The sequence below is a fragment of the Luteitalea sp. genome, assembly GCA_009377605.1.
In the GTDB taxonomy this organism is placed as follows: Bacteria; Acidobacteriota; Vicinamibacteria; order Vicinamibacterales; family Vicinamibacteraceae; genus WHTT01.
Window position 1 is genome coordinate 32665 of the sequence record WHTT01000002.1, and the last position, 22841, is coordinate 55505.

Sequence of the window (22841 nt, forward strand, 5' to 3'; positions counted from 1 at the left end):
TTGCGTGCCTTGATTGCTAATGACCTCGTCTGCAGGAACGCGCGGCGGGTCACCGCCCGCCTTGGATTTTCCCGAACGGCTCCAACGGCTCCTCGCACTGCTCGTGCGCACGTATATCGAGCGCGGCGAGCCGGTGTCATCGCTGTGGCTGGCACGCGAGAGCCGTCTCGGCCTCTCGTCGGCAACAGTGCGCAACATGCTCGGCCAACTCGAAGGGCTCGGCTACCTGCAGCAACCGCACTCGTCGGCTGGTCGGGTTCCGACGGATCAGGGGTACCGGTTCCACGTCGACCTGCTGCTCCATGCACGGCGGCCGCTCCGCGACGTCCCAGAGGCGGAGGCCCGGCTGCGGCGCGTGGGCTCGGTCGATCACGTGCTCTCGGAAGTCTCACACGAGCTCTCGCGCGTGGCGCATGGCGTCGGCTTCGCGGTATCGCCCGACAGTGAGACGACCAGGTTGCGGCGCATCGAGTTCGTGGCCTTCGACGCCGCGCGCGTGCTCGTGGTGCTGGTGGCCGCCGACGGACAGGTGACGCACACGTTGCTCGAGATCGAGGAGCAGGTGTCGCCCTCCGAGCTCGTCGAAGCCGCCAATTACTTGAATCAGGAGTTTGCGGGGCACACGCTCGTGGAGATCCGCCAAGCGGTCCTCGAGCGGCTCGCACGCGAGCGCGTGCTCTACGATCGGCTGCTGGCGCGGGCGTTGCGATTGGCGCAGAGCTCGTTGGCGGAACTGACCCTGCCAGGGGCGGTGTTCATTCACGGGGCATCATCGCTCGTCGACGAGTCGCTCTTGCAGAGCTCACGACTGACGCTCGAGGCGTTGCGCGCCCTCATCGTGATCATGGAGGAGAAGCACCGGCTCTTGCGGATTCTCGACCAGTACATCGATACCCCTGGGCTGACCGTCGTCATTGGAACAGAGCACACGGACCCGACGCTGCAGCGCTTCAGCCTCGTCTGCTCCACATTCGTGGGCGGAGACCGGAGCGGCGCGGTGGGGGTCATCGGCCCAACGCGCATGCGCTACTCACGGGCAATTGCTGCCGTCGATCGAGCGTCGCAGGCCGTCAGCCGACTGCTCGTCACTGGCGCAGGCCCCGCTGAGGGAGCTTCGTAAATTATGAAACACCCATTTGACCGTTCTGTTGAAGCTGTCGATCTGTCCGCGTCCAGTGACGGGGAGCGGATGAGCGTCTCCCAACCGGAGGCACCCGAGACGGCGCGCGCGGCTCGCGACGCCGAACAGCCTTCAGCGAGCGACGCTGGGCGGGCTGTGGCGAGCAACGTCGAGCCAGCCGACGAAGAGTCACACGTGGCCGCCTTGGCTCGCGAGCGTGATGAGTACAAGGACCGCCTGCTGCGCACGACCGCCGACTTCGACAACTATCGCAGGCGCGTCACACGCGAGCGCGGTGAGCTCGTCGACCACGTCGCGAGCGACCTGCTCCGTGAGATCCTTCCAATTGTCGACGACCTCGAGCGAGCACTCTCGGCTGCTGACGACACCGAGAACGTCGGGCGCTATCGCCAGGGAGTCGAGCTCATCTACCGTCATCTGTTCGACGTGCTGAAGAAGCGTGGCGTCACGCCGATCGAGGCGCTGGGCGCCGATTTCGACCCGCACGTTCATCATGCGGTTGCGCACGAGCCAAGCAGCACGCACCGCGACGGTGAAGTGATCACCGAGTTGCGCAAGGGATACAAGATCGCGGATCGCTTGCTCCGCGCCTCTCTCGTGAAGGTGGCCTCGCGTGAGTAAGCGCGACTACTATGACGTGCTGGGGGTCTCCAGCGCCGCAACGGACCAGGAGATCAAGAGCGCGTATCGCAAGTTGGCGCTCAAGTATCATCCCGACCGGAATTCCGGCGACACGGCGGCCGAAGAGCGCTTCAAGGAAGCGGCCGAAGCGTACGCCGTGTTGGCGGATCCGCAGAAGCGCGGCATGTACGATCGCTTCGGTCATGCCGGCGTCGCGTCTGGCGCCGGTGGTGGCCCCTCGATCGATCCGACGATCTTCGCCGACTTCGGCGACCTGTTCGCTGGTCTCGGGGACATCTTCGGCATTGGCGATCTCTTTGGCGGCGGCCGCCGGCGCGGCGGCGCGCGGCGCGGTTCGGATCTCCGGTACGATTTGGAGATCACGTTCGAGGAGGCCGCTCGTGGCGCCGAGACCAGTGTGCAGATTCCACGTGAAGAGCTGTGCGAGGAGTGCCGTGGCTCTGGTGCGGCTCCCGGAAGCACGCCGGAGATCTGTCCCCAGTGCCGAGGTCAGGGTCAGCTGCGCTACCAGCAAGGCTTCTTCACAGTCGCGCGGACGTGTGGCCGGTGCCACGGCGGTGGGCGCATCGTCACGCGGGTGTGCCCGGCGTGTCGCGGCGCGGGCCGCATCGCTCACGACCGCAAGCTCACGGTACGCATCCCGGCGGGCATCGACACTGGCCAGCGGCTGCGACTCGTCGGTGAGGGTGAGCATGGCGCCGCCGGCGGTCCGCCCGGCGATCTCTACGTCGTCGTGCACGTGGAGGAACATCCATTCTTCAAGCGCGACGGAGAGAGCCTCCAGTGCGAGGTGACCGTGCCATATCCCACCTTGGTGCTGGGCGGGCGCATACCGATCCCGACGCTCGACGAGCCGGAGGAGCTCGACATCCCAGCCGGTACGCAGGCGAGCACAGTCTTCCGCCTTCGCGGAAAGGGCCTGCCCGCGGTCATGGGCCGAAGCAAGGGCGATCTCTTCGTCAGCGTTCGCGTGGCGGTGCCCCGCAAGCTGACCCGCGAGCAACGTCGAGCCATCGAGGACCTGGCCAGTGTGTGGCCGAACCCGCCAATCGAGCCGCGGGCGCGCGCCGAGCAGGATCAGGACAAGCCGTTCTTCGAGCGGGTCAAGGACATCTTCGGTTGATGGCGGGGCTCGCCCCATGGCCGGCCCTGCGGCTGGCGTTCACCGAGCCTGGCAGTCCGCCGTCGACGCTCACCGACCCGTTGCTCTTCCTGCTCGACGACTTCGAAGTCCGCGCAATTGACGAAGACGGACCCACTTGGACGGTCTTCTTTTCGACATCTGCCTCCCGCGATGCCGCACGTGCAGCGCTGGAGGACGCATCGTGGCGTCCCACCCTGGATGTCGAGCTGCTAGACGTTCCAGACGATGATTGGGCCCGCCGAACGCAGCGTGAGCTCACCTCTGTCCGCGTCGATGACATCATTGTCGCCCCGCCGTGGGAGGCGGCGGGAAAAAGGGGGCTGTCCCCTTTTCGTCGGTGTAAGTCCCCGAAAAGGTGGCTGTCCCCTTTTTCCCAGCCCGTGGTCATCATCATCGAGCCATCGATGGGGTTTGGCACGGGCCATCACGAGACGACGCGGCTCTGCCTGCGTGCGCTGCAGCGGCTTCCTCTGGCGCAGCGGAGCGTGCTGGATGTCGGGACCGGCTCAGGCGTCTTGGCTATCGCGGCAGCAATGCTCGGCGCGGCGCGCGTCGTCGCAATCGACCCAGATGAAGATGCCGTGAGAGCCGCACGCGACAATGTGGCACGGAACCGGGTCGGCGATCACGTCGTGGCTTGTCAGGCCGCGCTCGGCGATCCTTCTCTCGGGCAGGCCTCGGTCGTGATCGCCAATCTCACCGGTGCGCTGCTGCGGCGTGAAGCCGCGAAAGCCGAACGGCTGGTCGAAGCGGGCGGCACCCTCATCTTGAGCGGCTTCACCTCTGCCGAGGCGCCACTCGTTGCGGATGCCTACTCACACGTCAGGCTCGAGGCCCAACTCGAGGAACACGACTGGGCTGCGCTCATCTTCACGCATCGCTAACCCGCTGCTGGCGGCCCTAAAGGGCCCGCCCACGCCCGACCTTTAGGTCGGGCGGCATCAGGCGCCGCGCATATTCCACTCGTGCTGCAGGACGCTGAGCGCCACGGCAGCCGCCGACTCGGCGCGCAGGGTCCAGGGCACGATGGACCAGCGCGTCCACCCGTGCGCGTCGGCGAGCTCGATCTCTTCGGGCGCCCAGCCCCCTTCGGGACCGACGACCAGCGCGGCAGCTTCCGCACCAGGCTGCGAGGGGCGGGCTGCCGGTGCGTGGAGCCCAGGCTCTGCGAGCAAGAGCCGGAGGCCTGTCGCGGACGTCAAGACGGCGTCAAGCGACCGTGTGGGTCCGATCAGCGGGACGCAGGCACGCCCGCACTGCTTGGCAGAGGCAACGGCCACACGGTGCCAGCGCTGATGTGCCTTCCCACTCGCCACGAGCCGCGTCGATACGTTGGTGCGGCTGGTGATGATTGGCACGATCCGCCTCACGCCGAGCATCGTGGCATCCCGAATCACGCCGTCCATGCCGTCGCCCTTGAGCAGTGCCTGTGCCAGAGTGACCTGGACGGGCGACTCCGCCAGGGGGCTCACTGCTCGCTCGAGGCGCAGCACCGCGGCCCGAGGGGCAGCCACCTCGATCGCCGCTTCGTATTCCGTACCGCGACCGTCGAAGACGCGGACGCGGACGCCGACCTCCAGCCGCAGCACACGCGCGAGGTGCTGGCTTTCGGTGACCGACAAGGTGACCGTCGGACGCTCGGCTTGGATGTCAGGTGCAAAGAACCGAAACATGGTTCTGAGTTCTGAGCTCTGAGTTTTGCGCTCTGTGCCGCCCGTTGGCGCCCGAATCTGCTGATGCTCCCCTCGGGCAGTAGTCGCGCGCACCAAGAACCAGGGGCCAAGCACCAAGCACTCTACCGTGTATACTCGACGTTCGGCATGCTGTTCAAAGGTCAGGAGCTGGGCAAGTACAAGATCCTGGCGTCGCTCGGCAGCGGCGGCTTTGGCACTGTGTACTTGGCGCGCGATACCTGGATCGACAAAGAAGTTGCGATCAAGGTACCGCACCGACAGCACCAGAGCTTTGGCGAGCTGCTGCGCGAGCCGCGGCTACTGGCCAGCCTGAGCCATCCGAACATCGTCTCCATCACGACCGCGGAAAAGCAAGACGAGGTCTTCTTCATTGTGATGGAGTACGTGAAAGGGGAAACGCTCGAGGGCATTCTCGTCCGGGACGGCGCGCTCGATCTACGCCGTGCACTCGATTACGCCGTGCAGATTTGCAACGGTGTCGATCACGCACATCGACAAGGCGTTCTGCACCGCGACCTGCGCCCAGCCAACGTGCTGGTCTCGGAGAACGGCGTGCTCAAGGTGGCGGACTTCGGCACGTCTCGCTTTCTCGAGATCGCCGCGCATGGCACCACCGTGATCGGCAGTCCCGCCTACATGGCGCCGGAGCAGTTCCAAGGCAAGGCGGTCTTTGCGTCGGATCTCTACTCCCTTGGCGTCACCATGTATCAGATGCTGATCGGTGAGCTTCCTTACGATCCGCCGACACCGGCGAGCTGGCACAAGCTGCTCGACGGCAGCCTCCTGCGATCGCCGCGTCTCAAGAACAGCGCCCTCCCGAAGCCACTCTGCGAGATCGTACTCCGCGCGCTGGCCCCAGATATACCCGAGCGATATCAGCGTGCGAGCGACCTGCTCGATGACTTGCTGTCGACACGCCCCCTCGTCTTGGGTCATACGCCGACCCGTGTGGAGGAGGTCGCGACGACACGGCCAACGGCGCGTGAGCAGGCCACACTCGAGCGCGCGGGTGTCCAGCGGCGATTGCAGAGCCGCGCCGAGACACCGACGTCGCGCACCTGCTGGCACTGTGGCAAGCCGCTCCATGCTCGTGCTGGCCGCTGCCCGTTCTGCGGCGAAGCACAGTAGGATCAGGATTCAGGAAGCAGGAAACGGGCTTGCCTCCCCGTAGCTCGCCGGAGGCGAGCGAAGGCAGGAACCTCGCACCTCGAACCTCCGATGCCCCGTCTTGCTGGCAAGCGAGTCGACCCGTATATATACGCGCTGACGGCGCTGGGCCGCCGCGAGCTGACCAGCGCGCAGCTCGCCGACCGGCTCACGCGACGTGGGTATGATCCGACGACCATCGAGCAGGTGCTCGTCAGGCTTCGGACCGAGGGAGCCCTCGATGATCGCCGCGCTGCCGCGGCGGCCGTTCGGACTGCCGTGGAGATCAAGCGACACGGCCGCTGGCGCGTTCGACAAGAGCTGGATCGGCTGGGCGTCGATCGCGAAATCGCCGCGGAGGTCGTCGAAGAGGTCCTCGGCGCCATCAACGAGACCGAGCTCATTGAACGCGCCTTGTCCGCACGACTGCGTGGACCGATCGCCGACCGCCGACACTTCGACCGCCTCTATCGATATCTGATTCGACGAGGATTTGCCTCCGATCAGGCACTTCTCGCCCTCCGCCGGCGCGGGGGCGACCTCATCGACGACTAGTGTCCTGTCCGAGGTGCCGCGGTCTCGGCAGGGTACAATGAAAGGTTATGACGTCTCGGGAGATTCGGCGCAGTTTCCTCGCCTACTTCGAAAAGCACGGCCACCGCATCGTGCCCAGCTCGTCGCTCGTGCCAGCGGATGACCCGACGTTGCTCTTCACCAACGCCGGGATGAACCAGTTCAAGGATGTGTTCCTCGGACGGGAGCGTCGCGACTACAGACGGGCGACGAGCTCGCAAAAGTGCATGCGCGTGAGCGGCAAGCACAACGACCTCGACAACGTGGGACCGTCGCTGCGACACCACACGTTCTTCGAAATGCTGGGCAACTTCTCCTTTGGCGACTACTTCAAGGAGGAGGCGATCCAGTTCTCCTGGACGATGCTGACGGAGGTCTGGAACCTGCCACCCGACAAGCTCAGCGCGACGATCTTCGCCGGTGACGCCAACGTGCCGCGCGACGAGGAGGCGTATCGCGTCTGGCGGCAGTACCTGCCGGCTGAGCGCATTCAGGAGCTTGGCGGGGACGACAACTTCTGGCAGATGGCCAACACTGGCCCGTGCGGGCGCTGTTCCGAGATTTACGTCGACCGGAGCGACGATCCACGCTGCCCGGAGAGCGACCGCCTCCTCGAGGTCTGGAACAACGTGTTCATGGAGTTCGATCGGCAGCCTGACGGGACGCTCGTGCCGCTGCCAGCGCCGTCGATCGACACCGGCATGAGCCTGGAGCGGATCACCGGTGTCATCCAGGGGACGTTCTCGAATTACGACACCGATCTCTTCACGCCCATCCTCGCGGCGATTGAGGAGCTCGCGCGCGTGCGCCACGGGGAGGCTCAGGCCACGGACATCTCGATGCACGTCATCGCGGATCATGTCCGCGCGACGACGTTCCTGATCGCGGACGGCGTGGTGCCATCGAACGAATGGCGCGGCTACGTGCTGCGGAAGATCATGCGGCGCGCGATGCGGCACGGCAAGCGCCTCGGGATCGAGGAGCCGTTCCTGCACCGGCTCGTCGACGTCGTCGTGGCTCTGATGGGAACTGCCTACCCAGAGCTGCCCGCCAATCGCGACACCGTCGTGCAGATCGTGCGCGGCGAAGAAGATCGTTTCGATTCCGTCCTTACCGGCGGACTGCCTCGACTCGAGCAGCTACTGGAGCGCGTCGGCGCCTCCGCGTCGCGCACCGTGCCCGGAGACGAGGCGTTCCGGCTGTACGATTCGCTCGGCATGCCGGTGGACTTCATCGAAGATCTCGCCAGCGAACGGCAGCTCACGTTCGATCGCACCGGCTTCGATCGTGCTATGGAGGCTCAGCGCGAGCGCGCCCGCGCGAGCAGCGCGTTCGAGCACAAGAAGGGCACCACGTTCACCTTCGAGTCAGACGACCGGCAGCAGGCGATCGAGCACGCCGGCGATCGCTTCGAGGGCTACGCCGCGACTGCGCTCGAGGACGTCCCGATCCTCGCCGTGTTCGACGAACAGCGTGGACAGGTCGAGCAGCTCGACGAGGGTGCGTTGGGCTTCGTCGTCACCGAGCGCACGCCGTTCTACCACGAGGCCGGCGGACAAGTCTCGGACACGGGCACCATCACAGCATCGGGCGACGCGCCGGGCCCGGCCGCAGCCGACGTCATCGGCCTCGTGCGGATCGGTCCCGGCGCGCCACGCGCACACCGCGTGCGGGTCCTCACCGGCAGCCTGGCGGAGGGCGATCGCGTGGCGCTCGTGGTCGACCGAGCGCGTCGCGACGCCATCCGCCGCAATCACACGGCGACGCACCTGCTGCACGCCGCACTACGGCGCGTGCTCGGCTCGCACGTGAAGCAGGCCGGGTCGCTCGTCGCGCCGGATCGCCTGCGCTTTGACTTCGTCCACCCGGCGGCGATCTCGCGGGCCGACCTGGACGCCATCGAGCGGCTCGTCAACGAGCAGATCATGCGTAACGTCACCGTCCAGACGACGGTTCAATCGACGGCGGAGGCGATGGCGGCCGGTGCGACGGCACTGTTCGGTGAGAAGTACGGCGATCGCGTGCGCGTGGTCGGCATCCCGGACTTCAGCCTCGAGCTTTGTGGGGGGACGCACTGCGCCGCCACCGGCGACATTGGCTACTTTACGCTCGTATCGGAGGGTGCCATCGCCGCGGGTGTGCGCCGTATCGAAGCACTGACCGGCGAAGGAGCACTCGCTCACGTCCAGGCAAGTCGCGATCGCTTCACGCGCGTGCTCGACGAGCTGAAGGTGGCGCCGGACCAGGCCGCCGAGGCGGTCGCCCGCCTCCAAACCGACGTGAAGCGGTTGTCGCGCGAGCTGCAGCAGGCACGCCTCAAAGCGGCACTTGGCCAAGCCGCCACGCCTGGAGCCGATGGCGGCCAGCGTGACGCGCACGCGGGCACCGCGGAGGATGTCGCGGGTGTGAGGCTGATCGTGCGACGCGTGGACGAGCTCGACCGCAGCGCGCTCCGTCACCTGGCTGACCAGCTCAAAGGAGGTCTCGGCAGCGGCGTCGTCATCCTGGCAACGGCGCATGAAGGCAAGGTCGCCTTCGTCGTGTCGGTGACACGGGATCTGGCCAGCCGTCTTCGTGCGGGTGCGATCGTCAAGGAGCTGGCGCCGATTGTCGGCGGCGGCGGGGGCGGGCGCCCTGACTTTGCGGAGGCAGGTGGCAGGGATCCCGGCAAGATCGACGCCTTACTCGAAGAAAGTCGGCACGTGGTGGAACGGATGGCAGCGCTCAGCTGACCTCACCCCTTGCGCCGCAGAACGGCGAGATGGCGCCGGTGCGCCGTGCGGAGGCGAATGAGCTCGGTGTGCTCGATTCGCAGGACGCGCGCAATCTGGCGAATCTCGTTGTCCTCGGCGGTCACGATTTGCTGGTCGGACGCGGAGACCGCGTATAGACAGCTCACCAACCGTCGCTTCTCCTCCGGTGTCGCGACTTCGTTGAACTCGCGCGCGACGAGATAGTCCTCTGTCCCTCGATGCTGCACGTGCTGTAGCGTTGCAAGTTGCACGACGAGTGCCGCTTCCTCGTCGGGGAGCCCGCCGACCTCGCGCACGACGGCCTCCATCGCGGTTGTCTCCTCCGGTGTGACCTCATGATCCGCGTGAGCAACGCGGCTCAGGAGGTAGGCGAACGCCGCCACGATGCGCGCGTGTCGCGGCTCGAGGCGGTCGAGTGCCGCGGAAATGGTATCGAGCACTCCCGCGGAGGGAGCGCTCTCCTCCTCTTCACCGAGGAACCGGCGGAGTAGCGTGTTAATCATCACTGGTCCTCATCCATACACTCTGGCACATCAACGAGAGTCCGACCATCGATGACCGACAGCAAATCGATGGACGCCCGGTCCGCATCCGTTCGCCTCGATGTCTGGCTGGATGTCACCTGTCTGTGCAAGACCCGGTCGGAGGCCCAGCGTGCTTGCAAAGGCGGCAAGGTGCACGTGAACGGCGTGCGCGCGAAGCCACACCGGGAGATCCGCGCCGGCGAGCGAATTGCCATCACGCGAGGCGACGGTCGTCGGCAGCAGGTCGTGGTCCGCGCAACCTCGGACGTCCATCTGCCGAAGGCGGAGGCACGCGAGCTGTACGAGGACGTCACCCCACCGCCAACACCCGAGGAGACCGTCGTTCGGGACCTTCTGCGCGCGGCACGCTCGCAGACTCCGGCTGTGGCGCCGGACCGGCGCGAGCGGCGCCGGCTGCGGAGGGCCAAGGAGCGGGGATGACGTCGCTCCAGCCCCCTACCGGACAACGCTTCCGGATAACCCTGCCAGACAAGACTGGCCGAAGAAGACTGCCACTGCCCGTTGTGGTAAAATTTCTCGTTTGCGGGTCGCAGGCTGAGCTAGTCAAGGCACGTCGCGACACCACCCGAACGGAGAAGGACCAGGATCTGTGGCAAATCACTCATCGGCCCTCAAGGCCCACCGCCAGAATCTGAAGCGACGACAGCGAAACCGCGTCCACCGCTCGCGGCTGCGCACATCGCTCAAAGCCATTCACAAGGCGCTTGCCGCGGGCAACGCCGAGGAGGTCAAACAGAGCTTGGGCCCGACCACCTCAATCGTCGACAAGATGGCCAGCAAGGGCATCATTCACGCCAACGCCGCCGCTCGCTACAAGTCGCGGCTCGTGAAGCGGCTCAGCGCGCTCCAGGCGTAGGTAGGAACGCCTCGCCGAGGCGTCCGTTCATCTCGCGCGTTCCGCTCTACGGCCTGAGCAAAGCTCCACCACCAGGCGCTCGAGGATCGCGTCCGGGCTCGCGGCTGAGCCCTTGAGTGCGCCGTCAGCGCGAAAGACCGCGTCCACGGCGGCGGGGACTCGACCCGGGCCAGACTCGACGAGACGCGCCCGTACGAACCACGCGAGCTGCCCCAACACCATGTAGGGAACGGCACCGCCGTCGAGCGCTAGGCGTAGCTGCCGGAGCGCCTGCGCAGCGTCATTCGCCTGAATGGCGTTGGTCACTCCCCAATCATCAATCGAGGTCTCACGGCCCACGACAGCCCGCGCATCCTCGAGCGTCGCCGTCGGGCGGTTGGCAACGTACAACAACAGGCGCTCGACGTCACCTCGCAGGCGTCCCATCTCTGTGCCCGCGTGCTGGACGAGCGCGGCGACCGCGTCGCGCTCGATGCGCTTCCCCGCCGCTTTGAACCGGTCCAGAACGAAGCGGGCCGCATTCTGAAGCGCGCGGTCAGTCCCTGCGCCCCGTGCATCCTTCTGGCCCTTGAGGCCCCAACACTCCACGAAAGCGGCATGCGTGACGAGCAGCTTACCCAGTCGCGTCGCCCGGTTCACGTCGGCACCGACCAGCACCAAGCAGGTGCGCGCCTCGGGCGCGGCGACGTATTCCTCCAGTCCTTGGAGGTGGCGACTCGAGGCCTCCGCTTCCTCGGCGTCAGCGTCCCCTGCGGGGCTCGACGCACGGCCACGAGTCTTGAACAGCTCGTCGATGCGTAGATAAACGACCAGGCGCCGGTCGCCCATGAAAGGAAAGGTCCGCGCGGTATTCACCACCGCATCGGGCCGAACGTCGGTGGCATAGAAACGTTGAGCGTTGAACGGGCGGAGCCCCTCTTCGACCAACGTGTCGAAGCGCCTGACGACCTCATCCTTGCCAACCTCGTCGTCCCCAATCACAACGACAATTGGCGGCACGGACGCGAGGCTTATCGCGTTGTCGAGCTGAGGCAAGGTCAGCGTTGGCATGAGAGACAGGGCACGGGGTTCAAGGTTCAGGTTCAGGTTCAGGTTCAGGTTCAAGGCTCGGGGTTCGAGGATCAGGCCCCTCGCCCCTCGCCCCTCGTCCCTAGAAAGCTTCCAGAATTGCGCTGACAGTGCTGCGAGCAAAGTCGTTGGCGATGCGGTCCAGCGCCGTGGCATCGGAGCCCAGCAGTGCGTCAGGATCTACCGTGCCACGGCTGGACGTCAGGTCGTACTCCTCACTGAACGTCCGGGCAGGATCTTGCCAGACGACCGTGTTCGACTGGACATCTCGCAGCTCGAGCTTGGTGATCAAGCGGAAGGCATAGCGCGAGACCTGCTGCTCCTGCGTGAAGGCCGTGGCGACCGTCTCGATGCGCAAAATCTCACCGGTCAGCACCGCGTCAACGTTGGCGGCGCTCGGAACCACCTTGTATTTGCCGCGGCTGTTGAATTCCTGGCGCACGCGCTCGGTGAGCACCTGGTCGACATTGAACACCGACGTACGATTGACGAACGCCGGGATCCCAATGGTGCGGATGTGCGCCGGCAAATAGCTGCCGCGGCCAGCCAACGAGTAGCCGCACCCGGGCACCCAGATGACCGTCAGTAGCACTATCACGATCGATTTCAGGCGGCGGATACGCATATTCCTCGCCCCAACACGCCACGTCAAACACTCCCACGTTACACCCACACCTTGCACACTACACCATTCACCCTTCCTCTATTTGACGACGAGGCTCACCAGCTTGCCTTTGGCGACGATGACTTTTTGGAGGCTCTTGCCGGCGACCCTGGCTTGCACAGCAGGATCCGCCAGTGCGGCCTCCTCGAGATGCTTCTCGGAGCTATCCGCCGGCACGGTAATGCGACTGCGGACCTTGCCGTTCACCTGCACCGGCACGACAATCTCCTCGGCCCTGGCGGCATCAGCGTTCAGGACCGGCCAAGCGGCGGCCGCCAAGCCGCCTTCGTGGCCGAGCCGCTCCCACAGCTCCTCTGCCGTGTGTGGGGCAAAGATGGAGAGCATGCGCACGAGCGCGTCAACCGCCTCTCTGAGCACGATGAGCGTCTCGGGCCGCGCGGGCAGCGTGGCCACCGCCTCGTCACCGCGCCGGACTGGCGACCACACCGCTGCCTGATCAGAGAAAGTGTAGATCCCGTTCACCAGCTCCCTCAGTGCCGAGATTGCGGTATTGAGATGAACACGCGGATACAGATCTTCGGTAACCCGCTGGATGGTGTGGTGTGTCTTGCGCCAAAGCTGGCGCTCGGCAGGCTCGAGCGCTGCAGGCTCGAGCTCACGGGTGGGTAGGTCGAGAAGCACGCGACTGAGCGGATCGACCAGGCGCCAGACGCGCGCCAGAAAGCGAAAGCTCCCTTCGAGCCCGGCGTCGGTCCACTCCACCTCCTTCTCCGGCGGCGCGACAAACATCACGTAGAGGCGCAAGGCATCCGCACCATATCGGCCGACCATCTCGTCCGGATCGACGACGTTGCCCTTCGACTTGGACATGACGAGGCCATCTTTGAGCACCATGCCCTGTGTCAGCAGGCGTGAAAACGGCTCGTCGTGCTCCAGCATGCCGAGGTCACGAAATACCCGGCAGAAGAACCGAGAGTAGATCAGATGGAGGATCGCATGCTCGACGCCACCGCTGTAGAAATCGACTGGTGTCCAATAGCGGGCCTTTGCGGGGTCGAAGGGTACATTGTCGTTGCGCGGGTCGCAGAACCGGTAGAAGTACCACGATGAGTCCACGAACGTGTCCATCGTGTCCGTCTCGCGTGTCGCGTCGCCTCCACATGCCGGACACTTCACGTTGAGGAACTCCGGCATCTGCGCGAGCGGCGACTGGCCCCGGCCGGTGAACTCGACCAGCCGAGGCAATACGACCGGCAGCTGGTCGTCCGGCACCGGGACGAGCCCGCACCGAGAACAGTGCACGATTGGGATGGGGGTCCCCCAGTACCGCTGGCGTGAGACGCCCCAGTCCTTGAGCCGGAATTGGACGGCCCGCTGCCCAATGCCACGCGCCTCGGCATGGTCGGCCATCCGCGTCCACGCCTCGTCCGAGTCGAGCCCTGTGAACTCGCCCGAGTCCACCATCACGCCCGGCGCCGTGTAGGCCTCGGGCATGGTCTCGGCGACGAGCGGGTCGTCGCCCCGTGGCTGTACAACGACCTTGACCGGCAGGCTGTATTTCCGTGCAAACTCGAGATCGCGCTGATCGTGCGCGGGCACGGCCATGATGGCTCCCGTGCCATAGCCGCCGATCACGAAGTTGGCCACCCAGATCGGCACCGGCTGTCCCGTGAACGGGTTCGTTGCCGTGCGGCCCGTGTCGAAGCCTTCCTTCTCGATCTCGCCCGAGAGCCGCGCGATGCGATCCTGCGTGCGAAAGCGCCCCGCCTCGGCCCTGAACGCCGCCGGCTGCGGTGACTCGCTGGCGAACTGCTCCACCAGCTCGTGCTCCGGCGCGAGCACGACGAAGGTTGCGCCACAAATCGTGTCGATGCGCGTCGTGAACACCTCGATTGAGCGCTCGACCGGACGCCCCTGTGTGTCGCACAGCGGGAACCTCGCCTGAACGCCTTCCGATCGGCCGATCCAGTTCCGCTGCATCGTGGCGACCCGCTCGGGCCAATCGGTGAGACGCTCGAGACCATCGAGCAGCTCCTGCGCGTACGCCGTAGTTCGAAGGAACCACTGGTCCAACTCGCGCGTCGTGACGGTGGCCCCACAACGCCAACAGGTGCCGTCAATGACCTGCTCGTTGGCCAACACCGTGGCATCGTTCGGACACCAGTTGACGGTCGCGCGCCGGCGATAGGCCAAACCGCGCTCGAACATTCGGGTGAACAGCCACTGGTTCCAGCGGTAATACTCCGGATCGCAGGTCGCGATCTCTCGCCCCCACGCGTAGCTGATGCCGAGGCGCTGGAGCTGTCCCTTCATGTGCGCGATGTTCTCGCGTGTCCAGCTCTCCGGGTGCACGCCGCGTTGAATGGCGGCATTTTCCGCAGGCATACCGAACGCATCCCAGCCGAACGGATGCAAGACGTTCGCCCCCTGCATCCGCTTCAGGCGGGCCACCGCGTCGCCAATCATGTAGTTGCGCACGTGCCCGACGTGCGCAGCCCCAGACGGGTATGCGAACATCTCGAGGCAATAGAACTTCGGCTTCGAGGGATCCTCGGTCACCTCGAACACGCCAGTCTCTTGCCAGCGCTGTTGCCATTTTCGATCGAGCTCGTGCGGTATGTAGTCAGCCACGATTTTAGAGAAATTATAACGTAGGCCAATAGGCCCGAAGGGCCGCGCGAACAGCAGTTACTGCCGCATCGCCGCGCGGCGAGGGCGCTCCATCGTGCGCCCACGGTGCCGCTTCTGCCGGGTTGCCGACGATTCGCAGCACCATCGAGAGCGACTCCTCGAGCGCTTCCAGGTCGTAGCCACCTTCGGTGATGATGGCCATGCGCCCATGGCACGCTGCCTGCGCACGGTACCACAGGGCCCGAGCGATGGCCTCGAATCCGGCCGTCGATAGGCGCATGTACGCCAGCGGATCGCGGACGTGGGCATCGAAGCCTGCCGATACGAGGAGGAGCTCCGGTCGGAACGCCTCCAGCACGGGATCGGCCACATCCGCCCACACGCGTCCGTAATCGGCGTCCGTCGCCCCTGCTTCGAGGGGCAGGTTCACCGTTGTTCCTGCGCCGGCACCACGGCCGATCTCATCGGCCGCACCCGTCCCGGGATAAAAGGATGACTGGTGCATGGAGAGATACAGCACCCGCGCCTCGTCATAGAACATCCACTGCGTGCCATTGCCGTGGTGGACGTCGATGTCGACAATCGCCACGCGCGAGACGCCGCGCGCCATCGCATGGGCCGCTGCGACGGCCACGTTGTTGAACAGGCAGAAACCCATGGCACGCGTACGCTCGGCGTGGTGGCCCGGCGGGCGCACGAACGCGCAGGCGACCGAGTCCTGTCCGAGCGCATGCTCCACGGCTTGGCAGGCCGCGCCCGCCGCAAGACGCGCGATCTCGTACGACTGCGGCGACGTGTACGTATCGGCGTCGAGCTTCACCGCTTGCCCGCCCGTCTCCGCAAGCGCTGCGATGTAGCCGGCGTCATGGACCCGCTCCAGCTCCGTGTCGGTCGCCGGCCGCGGCGCGACCACACTGTGTCCCTCTTCGCGCCATCGCGCCGCAACGCGCGACATGACTTCGCCACGCTCCACACACTCGGGGTGCCCCGGCGGCGTGACGTGATCCTGGAATCGTTCGCTACTAACCAGCAGACATCCCACGACTGTGTAATCTCCTCAGCCCTTCCGTGGGGCCTAAGGCTCGTCTGGAAATAACTAGACGAATCCTAACTTCCTGCCTGCCTATCCGCGGATCATCTCGAGCGCCCGCTCCTCTAGACGGCGGAGCTCCTTCTCGAGCTCCCGCCGCCTCACCTCGAGGGCGTCGTTGTCGGTGTCGGCGGCGACGTAAAAGGGTGAGCCGATGGCGACCGCCACATCGCTGAATGGCCGCGGCACTTGTGTGCGATCCCAACTGCGCACGGTCCAATATTGCGCGGCTTCGATATGGAACGGAAGGATGGGATTGCCCGTGGCCTTCGCCAGCCAAAGCGCGCCAGGCTGCGCGACGCGGGCTGGCCCCCGCGGACCGTCCACCGTGAACGCCGTTGGCTTGCCGGCCGCCATCAAGCGCTTGAGCTGCACCAGCGCACGCACTGCGCCACGCGAGCTGGAGCCACGCGCCGCTCCGTAACCGAAACGCCGAATGATCCGGGCAATCCATTCACCATCGAAATTCTCACTCGTGATGACGACAATGCCCCGATCACGAAAGAAGAGCGTCGCGGGCAGGATGCGGCCATGCCAAAACGCCATGATCGGCCGGCGCCCGCCGGCGAGCACCTCGCCGTACGCCTCCGCCCCATCGGCGCGCCACCGGAGTGTCCGTCCCAGCAGGCCCGCCAGCGGCGCGCCAACACCGGCGATGGCCGCAATCTGTAGACGCTTCCAGGGGGAGACTTGCCACATAAACAGGGACAAAGGGGTCAAGGGGTCGAGGGATCAAGGGCGGGTGACTCTGGCTCAGCGGGGACGAACAAGGCTACGCCTTATCGCCTCGCCACGGCGCTTACCCTCGATCCCTGGGTCCCTTGACCCCTTGATCCCTGAGTTTGCCATTCACATAGCTCATGAGATCGACCATCTCGGTCGACGCTTGCGCGCTGGCTCGTGCTCCCTTCAACATGATCGAGCAGAACGGGCAGGCCATCACCACGGTTCCCGCCCCTGTCGCCTGCAGCTGCTCGAGCCGCTCCTGGCTGATGCGCTTGCCTGGCTCCTGCTCCTCGAACAGCAGACCGCCTCCAGCGCCACAGCAGAACGGGTTGTCGCGGCTGCGGACAGGCTCTCTGACCTTGGCTCCCACACGCTGCAGTAGGGCACGCGGCTCCTCGGTGTGTCCGCCGTAACGTCCCAAGTAGCACGGATCGTGGAACGTGACCTCATCGTCGGTCGCCAGCTGCACGCCCCGCGTCAGCTCCGCCATGAGCACGGCCGAGTGCACCACCTCCGCGTTGAAGCCAAACGCACGGTAGTCCTCGCCCAGCGTCTTGAGGCAATGGGGACAGGATGTGACGATCTTCGTGGCGCCGGCGCGTTGCAGCTCCTCGACGTTCTGGGTCGCGAGCTCCTGGAACATGTACTCGTTGCCGGTACGCTTTGCCGGGTCGCCGTTGCAGCGCTCCTTGGCCAGGACACCAAACGTGGCGCCGTGTGCGCGCAACAGCTCGAACAGCGCGCGCAGCGCCTTTTGATAGTCCGCTTCGAATGCGCCGGCGCACCCAAGCCACACCAGATACGTGTGACGGGCGGGGTCGAACGTCTCGACGCCCGTCGATGCGAGGAACTTGTCGCGCTGATCATAGGTCAGGCCCCAGATGTTCCCGCGCCGTTCGAGGCCGTTGAAGACCGGCCCCAGGTAGCCTGGCGCCTCACCATTGGAGACCAGCCCGCGTCGCGCGCCGATAATCAGCGGCAGGTGCTCGATGCCCACCGGGCACTGGCTCTCGCACGCACCGCACGTCGTACACTGCCACAGCACGTTCTCGTCGAACAGGTCGACGAGCTTCGCGTCGAGGCGACCCGCGAGCATTGCACGCTCGGCATCGAGGATCAGCTTCTTGGGATTCAGTAGCTTCCCGGTCGCGAACGCGGGGCAGGCCTCCTGGCAGCGGCCGCACTCGACGCAGGTGAACGCGTCGAGCCGCTGCTTGGCCGGGAGATCCTTCACCGCCTCGAACCCGACTTCCTCACGTTCGAAATCCAGGTTCGGCACGTCCCCAAGTACGGGCGACTTCAGGAACACCGTGATCGGCGACAGGATCAGATGCAGGTGCTTCGAGTCTGGAATCAAGACGAGGAACGCGAGAATGACCACCATGTGCGCCCACCAGTTCACGCGCGCCTCGACGCCCTCCAGCCGGAGATCGAGCAAGAAGGTCGCCATCAACGCGGCAATGAAGAGGCCGATCAGAACCGACTCTTTCGAGACGGTCCGTCCCAGCGCAGGCGGACGAACGATGACCCTGCGGCCCAGCAAGAACAGGATGCCGATGAGCACCGCCACGGCAAACGGCGTGAGCACGATGCGGTACGCGTGGAACCAGCCGGTCTCGCTCAGGTCGATGATGCCGAGACCGCGCAACGACTCGACGAGCGTGAAGCCGGCAAACGCGACAAAGCCCCAGAACACGAACAGATGAGCAAAGCCCACCCACGGCTTCGATCGAATCACACGTGCTTGAAGGAGAACGTCGACGACGAACCGACGGACACGCTCTGGGAGCCGATCTGCGCTCAGGTTTCGCGGCCCATCGGCCACCAGCCGAATCCGCGTGGCCATCTGCACACCGAAGAGCGCGACGGCTGCAATGACGAGGACGCGAAACGTCCAGACTTCGAGCAGGGACATTCAGTTTCAGGCTTTCAGCGCCTCGATGATGGCCGGAACGACGTCGAAGAGATCGGCAGTGATGGCGTAGTCGGCCAGCTCGAAGATAGGCGCCTCCGGATCCTTGTTGATCGCCACAATCGTCCGGGCGCCCTTCATGCCGACGACGTGTTGAATGGCGCCGGAGATGCCGAGCGCGAGGTACAGCTTTGGCGCGACGGTTTGTCCCGAGCTGCCTATCTGCCGGTCCATCGGCAACCATCCCGCGTCGCAGATGGGGCGAGACGCCGCGAGCTCCGCGGAAAGCGCCTCGGCGAGCTGCTGTGCCAGCGCGAGGTGCTCCGGTCCCTTGATGCCTCGGCCCACCGACACGATCCGGTCCGCCTGGGTGAGATCGACCGCCTGCTTCGCTTCCTTGAACGGCTCCTCCGACCGTTGCCGGATTTGAGACTCGTCGATCGTCACTGCCGGGCGCCGGACCGGCCCAGGCGAGCTGCCGCGCTGCACCTGATCGATCCGAAACGACCCGAGTTGCACGCTGACGAAGTGTGGCGCCGGCCCGTCCACGACGACGTCTGCCGCGAGCTTGGCTTGAAACATGGGTCGAACGAACAGCCAGTCGTCACCGTGTGGCTTGAAGCCGACGCAGTCTGCAACGAGCGAGCGCTCCATGCGAGCCGCGAGCTTTGGCACGAAGTCTCGAGCCTGGTACGTGTGTGCCACGGCCACCAACGCCGGCGCCGCCGCTTCCACAATCGGCACGAGCGCCGCCGTGTATCCATCTGCCGTGTACGTGGAGAGCGCCGCGTGGTCAACGACGATCACCTCGTCGACGGCGGCGGTCGCGAGCTCGCCCGCGACACCGTCGCAGTCGTGACCAGCGACGACCACCTTGACGGGCTGGCCAGTCTGTTGGGCCGCCGCCACGACTTCCCACGTCGCCCGATTCAGCTGGCCGCTTCGTTGCTCGGCAATGACTAGGATCATGAGAATGAGCTGGGCTTAGGCCTTTCGTACGCCGTACGTACATACTGGCGCGAAGCGAACAGCGCTGCGCCTAAATCACCCGCGCGTCGCGCAGTGCACGAACGAGCTCCTTGGCAATCTCTGCCGGCGAGCCCTCGAGCTGCCGCGTCTGCTTGCTCTTCTCAGGCACGTACAGGCGGGTAATGCGCTGCCGCGATACGCCCGAGTTCGCGTCCACGGTGCGAATCTCCTTCTTCTTCGCCGCCATGATGCCCTTGAGCGTCGCGTAGCGAAGCTGGTTGATACCGCTCTGAATCGTCAGCAACGTCGGGAGCGGCAACGTCGCCCACTGGAACCAACCGCCTTCGAGCTCCCGTTTGACCCGCAGCGCACCATCCACGACCGACACGTCCATGATGATGGTGGCATGGGGCATGCCGAGCCGCTCCGCCATGACGACGCCCACCTGACCGAAGCCGTGATCATCTGACTGGAGACCGGCCAGCACGAGGTCGACCTGTTCTGGGCGAACCGCCTCGGCCAGCGCACCGGCCACGACCAACGGGTCCGCCTGGACGAGCGCATCGCCGCTCACGTGGATCGCGCGATCAGCACCTCGGGCGAGCGCTTCGCGCAACACCTGTGTCACGCGCGCGGGCCCCGCGGACACGGCAATGACCTCACCACCCTGCTGTTCTTTGAGCCGGAGCGCTTCCTCGAGGGCGTATTGGTCCGGCTCGTTCATCTCGAACTGCGCATCCGTATCGCGTATCCAAGTGCCCTGGTCGTTCACCCGGACAGCGGCTTCGCGCGACAGGACCTGCTTGACACAAACGGCGATCTTCATCGTCCCTTCACAGCGCTCTGCCCCCGAGTGCATCCACGTAAGTGGCGGCCGATGCCAAGGGGCAGAGCGCCTTGGCTGGTTACTGCTCGAACCTCCGGAAGAGCAACGCGGCGTTCGTGCCACCGAAGCCGAACGAGTTCGACAGGGCGTAGGTCAGGCTCGCGGAGCGCGCCTTCCAGGGCACGTAGTCCAAGTCACAGTCGTCGTCCGGGTGATCGAGATTGATCGTCGGCGGTACGTGTTGGTGCTTGAGGGCGAGGGCGGCGATACCCGCCTCGAGACCACCGGCCGCGCCCAACAGGTGGCCATGCATCGACTTGGTAGATGAAATGATCACACGGTGGGCGTGATCCCCGAAGCAGCGCTTGATGGCAAGCGTCTCCAACCGGTCGTTGTGCGGCGTCGACGTGCCATGCGCATTGATGTAGTCGACGGCGTCCGGACGGAGCCCGCCTGCCTCGAGCGCTTGCTGCATCACGCGCACCGCCCCCTCGCCGTCTTGCGAGGGTGATGTGATGTGATAGGCGTCGGCGGACATGCCGTAGCCGACCAGCTCGCAATAGATGGGCGCGCCCCGTCGCTCGGCCACGTCGAGCGCCTCCAGGATCACGACCCCGGCGCCCTCACCGATGATGAAGCCGTCGCGGTCGCGGTCGAATGGCCGGCTGGCGCGGGCGGGCTCGTCATTGCGCGTCGACAACGCCCGCATGGCACCAAATCCGCCGATCCCCATGGGCGTAATGGCGGCCTCCGAGCCGCCGGCAATCATCGCGTCGGCCGTGCCACGCTTGATGACTTCGAAGGCATCGCCAATGGCGTGCGCCGACGCCGAGCATGCCGTGCAGGTGGCCGAGTTCGGTCCCTTCGCGCCGAAGCGAATGGACACCTGTCCAGCCGCGAGATTGATAATCGCCGAGGGAATGAAGAAGGGTGAGATCTTGCGCGGACCCGACTCCAAGTATGCGCGGTGCTCACGCTCGATCGTGCCGAATCCACCAATACCAGAGGCGATGAATACACCAAGGCGAGGTGCGAAGGCGGGCGAGACGACCAGCTGCGCGTCATCCATCGCGAACTGTGTTGCCGCAATCGCGTATTGGATGAAGACGTCCATCTTCTTGACGTCCTTCTTCTCCACGAACTGGAGTGGGTCGAATCCCTGGACCTCACCGGCAATCCGCGTGGCGAACTGTGACGCGTCGAAGCGCGTGATGCAGCCGATCCCGCTTCGACCGGCACAGAGGGCATCCCAGTTGGCCTCGGTGCCGATGCCGAGGGATGATACGAGCCCCACGCCCGTGATGACGACCCGCCTACTCAACAAGCTCCTCCACGTGCTCGCGACAGAGGGCAGCACGATTGGTTCGGTCACGGTCACGTCGCGAGGGGTCTTTGGACCCCTCGCTAGCACGACGACCGTCGACGCCGCTATGCCCCTTGACCGCGCGGCTCGAAGGCCGCGCGCGACGGGCAGACCTCAAGGCCTGCGCTACTTGCCCTTCTCCTTGACGTGGTTCTCGATGTACTCGGTCGCCTCCTTGACGCGGGTGATCTTCTCGGCGTCATCGTCGGGGATCTCGATCCCAAACTCCTCTTCGAACGCCATGACGAGCTCCACCGTGTCAAGCGAGTCGGCGCCGAGGTCATCGACGAACGAGGCATCTGGGGTTACTTCTTCCTCGTCGGCGCCGAGCTGCTCGACGATGATCGCCTTTACACGTTCTGAGACAGAAGACATCCGCTTCCTCCTACATGTACATGCCACCGTTGACGGCCAGCACCTGTCCCGTGATGTAGGCGGCGGCATCTGACGCGAGAAAACACACCGCCGCCGCCACGTCTTCCGGCGTGCCGAGCCGGCCGAGCGGGATTTGGGCCGCCCAGTCGGTCTGTGCGTCCATCCTGATCGACCGGGTCATATCCGTGTCGATCAGACCGGGCGCGACAACGTTCACCGTGATGTTGCGTGACGCCACCTCGCGCGCCAACGCTTTCGAGAAGCCCATCAGGCCTGCCTTCGTTGCCGCGTAATTCGCTTGTCCCGCGTTGCCACTCTGGCCGACCACCGAGCCGATGGAGACGATCCGTCCCCCGCGCTGTTTGATCATGGGCTTGAGCGCCGCTTGGCTGCACATATACGCCGCAGTGAGGTTCGTGGCCAGAACCGCATCCCAGTCCTCGCGCTTCATGCGGAGCAGCAGCTGATCGCGCGCGATCCCGGCGTTGTTGACGAGCACGTCGAGGCGGCCGAAGGCGTCCACGGTCTGATCCATCATCGCCCGCACCGCCGCCTCGTCGGTCACCTCTGCCGTCACGGCCAGCGCGCGGCCGCCCGTCTCTGCGATTTCGTCGGCCACCGCGGTCGCGTGATCGGCCCGTGCCGCCGCGACGACCGCGGCGCCCGCACGCGCGAGCGCGAGCGCCGTCGCGCGGCCAATCCCGCGCGAGGCACCTGTCACCAAGGCCACCTTTCCAGAGAAGTCGAGCGTCACAGTCGTCG

General features: G+C 65.6%; 22 protein-coding genes. 9 read left to right on the forward strand and 13 right to left on the reverse strand.

Features of this window, described 5'->3' with window-relative positions; all coding sequences use genetic code 11:
• Positions 1–19 precede the first annotated feature (19 nt).
• Genes hrcA through GEV06_00870 form a run of 4 tightly spaced genes read left to right on the forward strand, consistent with a single transcriptional unit; the run spans position 20 to position 3811 of the window.
• Complete coding sequence (gene hrcA / locus GEV06_00855) at positions 20–1120, forward strand: heat-inducible transcription repressor HrcA (protein ID MPZ16452.1); 1101 nt, start codon at positions 20–22, stop codon at positions 1118–1120.
• A 3-nt stretch (positions 1121–1123) separates the two neighbouring features.
• Positions 1124–1762 carry a nucleotide exchange factor GrpE gene (gene grpE, locus GEV06_00860; protein MPZ16453.1) on the forward strand — a complete coding sequence of 213 codons (639 nt, stop codon included), beginning with the start codon at positions 1124–1126 and terminating at the stop codon, positions 1760–1762.
• Positions 1755–2906 (forward strand): molecular chaperone DnaJ, encoded by a 1152-nt coding sequence (dnaJ, locus tag GEV06_00865; GenBank protein MPZ16454.1) that lies wholly within the window; start codon positions 1755–1757, stop codon positions 2904–2906. The genes grpE and dnaJ overlap by 8 nt, the downstream gene beginning before the upstream one ends.
• Positions 2906–3811, forward strand: a complete 906-nt coding sequence (locus GEV06_00870; protein MPZ16455.1) for a methyltransferase — start codon at positions 2906–2908, stop codon at positions 3809–3811. The genes dnaJ and GEV06_00870 overlap by 1 nt, the downstream gene beginning before the upstream one ends.
• A gap of 57 nt (positions 3812–3868) precedes the next feature.
• Here the strand turns inward: GEV06_00870 and GEV06_00875 are convergent, their stop codons facing one another.
• Complete coding sequence (locus GEV06_00875; GenBank protein ID MPZ16456.1) at positions 3869–4600, reverse strand: RsmE family RNA methyltransferase; 732 nt, start codon at positions 4598–4600, stop codon at positions 3869–3871.
• A 63-nt stretch (positions 4601–4663) separates the two neighbouring features.
• Here GEV06_00875 and GEV06_00880 point away from each other — a divergent pair, with 63 nt between their 5' ends.
• The 3 genes from GEV06_00880 to alaS all read left to right on the forward strand — a co-directional run bounded on the left by GEV06_00880 (position 4664) and on the right by alaS (position 9072).
• Entirely contained in the window at positions 4664–5749 is a 1086-nt protein-coding gene (locus GEV06_00880) for a protein kinase (protein MPZ16457.1), read from the forward strand.
• A gap of 90 nt (positions 5750–5839) precedes the next feature.
• A complete protein-coding gene (locus GEV06_00885) occupies positions 5840–6322 on the forward strand; it encodes a hypothetical protein (GenBank protein MPZ16458.1) in 483 nt (160 codons plus the stop codon).
• Positions 6323–6369: 47 nt separating this feature from the next.
• Entirely contained in the window at positions 6370–9072 is a 2703-nt protein-coding gene (gene alaS / locus GEV06_00890; protein MPZ16459.1) for an alanine--tRNA ligase, read from the forward strand.
• 2 nt (positions 9073–9074) lie between these two features.
• Here the strand turns inward: alaS and GEV06_00895 are convergent, their stop codons facing one another.
• The gene (locus GEV06_00895; GenBank protein ID MPZ16460.1) at positions 9075–9596 is read right to left on the reverse strand and encodes a hypothetical protein; all 522 of its coding nucleotides are present in this window, start codon (positions 9594–9596) and stop codon (positions 9075–9077) included.
• A gap of 51 nt (positions 9597–9647) precedes the next feature.
• Here GEV06_00895 and GEV06_00900 point away from each other — a divergent pair, with 51 nt between their 5' ends.
• Together GEV06_00900 and rpsT are read left to right on the forward strand one after the other, a co-directional pair.
• Positions 9648–10058: an RNA-binding protein gene (locus GEV06_00900; GenBank protein MPZ16461.1), complete on the forward strand. Its 411-nt coding sequence runs from the start codon at positions 9648–9650 to the stop codon at positions 10056–10058.
• 169 nt (positions 10059–10227) lie between these two features.
• Positions 10228–10494 (forward strand): 30S ribosomal protein S20, encoded by a 267-nt coding sequence (gene rpsT, locus GEV06_00905; GenBank protein ID MPZ16462.1) that lies wholly within the window; start codon positions 10228–10230, stop codon positions 10492–10494.
• Between the two features lie 27 nt (positions 10495–10521).
• On the opposite strand, the gene GEV06_00910 is transcribed toward rpsT, so the two are convergent.
• The 11 genes from GEV06_00910 to fabG form a co-directional block, all read right to left on the reverse strand.
• Positions 10522–11718: a hypothetical protein gene (locus GEV06_00910; protein ID MPZ16463.1), complete on the reverse strand. Its 1197-nt coding sequence runs from the start codon at positions 11716–11718 to the stop codon at positions 10522–10524.
• Positions 11645–12187 (reverse strand): hypothetical protein, encoded by a 543-nt coding sequence (locus tag GEV06_00915; GenBank protein ID MPZ16464.1) that lies wholly within the window; start codon positions 12185–12187, stop codon positions 11645–11647. Before GEV06_00915 ends, GEV06_00910 begins: the two co-directional genes overlap by 74 nt.
• Before the next feature lie 78 nt (positions 12188–12265).
• Positions 12266–14821, reverse strand: a complete 2556-nt coding sequence (locus tag GEV06_00920; protein MPZ16465.1) for a leucine--tRNA ligase — start codon at positions 14819–14821, stop codon at positions 12266–12268.
• 10 nt (positions 14822–14831) lie between these two features.
• The gene (locus GEV06_00925; protein ID MPZ16466.1) at positions 14832–15860 is read right to left on the reverse strand and encodes a histone deacetylase; all 1029 of its coding nucleotides are present in this window, start codon (positions 15858–15860) and stop codon (positions 14832–14834) included.
• Positions 15861–15941: 81 nt separating this feature from the next.
• Positions 15942–16607 carry a DUF374 domain-containing protein gene (locus GEV06_00930; GenBank protein ID MPZ16467.1) on the reverse strand — a complete coding sequence of 222 codons (666 nt, stop codon included), beginning with the start codon at positions 16605–16607 and terminating at the stop codon, positions 15942–15944.
• A gap of 100 nt (positions 16608–16707) precedes the next feature.
• Complete coding sequence (locus tag GEV06_00935) at positions 16708–18549, reverse strand: 4Fe-4S dicluster domain-containing protein (protein MPZ16468.1); 1842 nt, start codon at positions 18547–18549, stop codon at positions 16708–16710.
• 6 nt (positions 18550–18555) lie between these two features.
• Complete coding sequence (locus tag GEV06_00940; protein MPZ16469.1) at positions 18556–19515, reverse strand: electron transfer flavoprotein subunit alpha/FixB family protein; 960 nt, start codon at positions 19513–19515, stop codon at positions 18556–18558.
• A gap of 70 nt (positions 19516–19585) precedes the next feature.
• Positions 19586–20341, reverse strand: coding sequence for an electron transfer flavoprotein subunit beta (locus GEV06_00945; protein ID MPZ16470.1), 756 nt, complete (start codon positions 20339–20341; stop codon positions 19586–19588).
• A 79-nt stretch (positions 20342–20420) separates the two neighbouring features.
• A complete protein-coding gene (fabF, locus tag GEV06_00950; GenBank protein ID MPZ16471.1) occupies positions 20421–21662 on the reverse strand; it encodes a beta-ketoacyl-ACP synthase II in 1242 nt (413 codons plus the stop codon).
• A gap of 168 nt (positions 21663–21830) precedes the next feature.
• Positions 21831–22079: an acyl carrier protein gene (locus GEV06_00955; GenBank protein ID MPZ16472.1), complete on the reverse strand. Its 249-nt coding sequence runs from the start codon at positions 22077–22079 to the stop codon at positions 21831–21833.
• Between the two features lie 10 nt (positions 22080–22089).
• Positions 22090–22833: a 3-oxoacyl-ACP reductase FabG gene (fabG, locus tag GEV06_00960; GenBank protein ID MPZ16473.1), complete on the reverse strand. Its 744-nt coding sequence runs from the start codon at positions 22831–22833 to the stop codon at positions 22090–22092.
• Between the last annotated feature and the right edge of the window lie 8 nt (positions 22834–22841).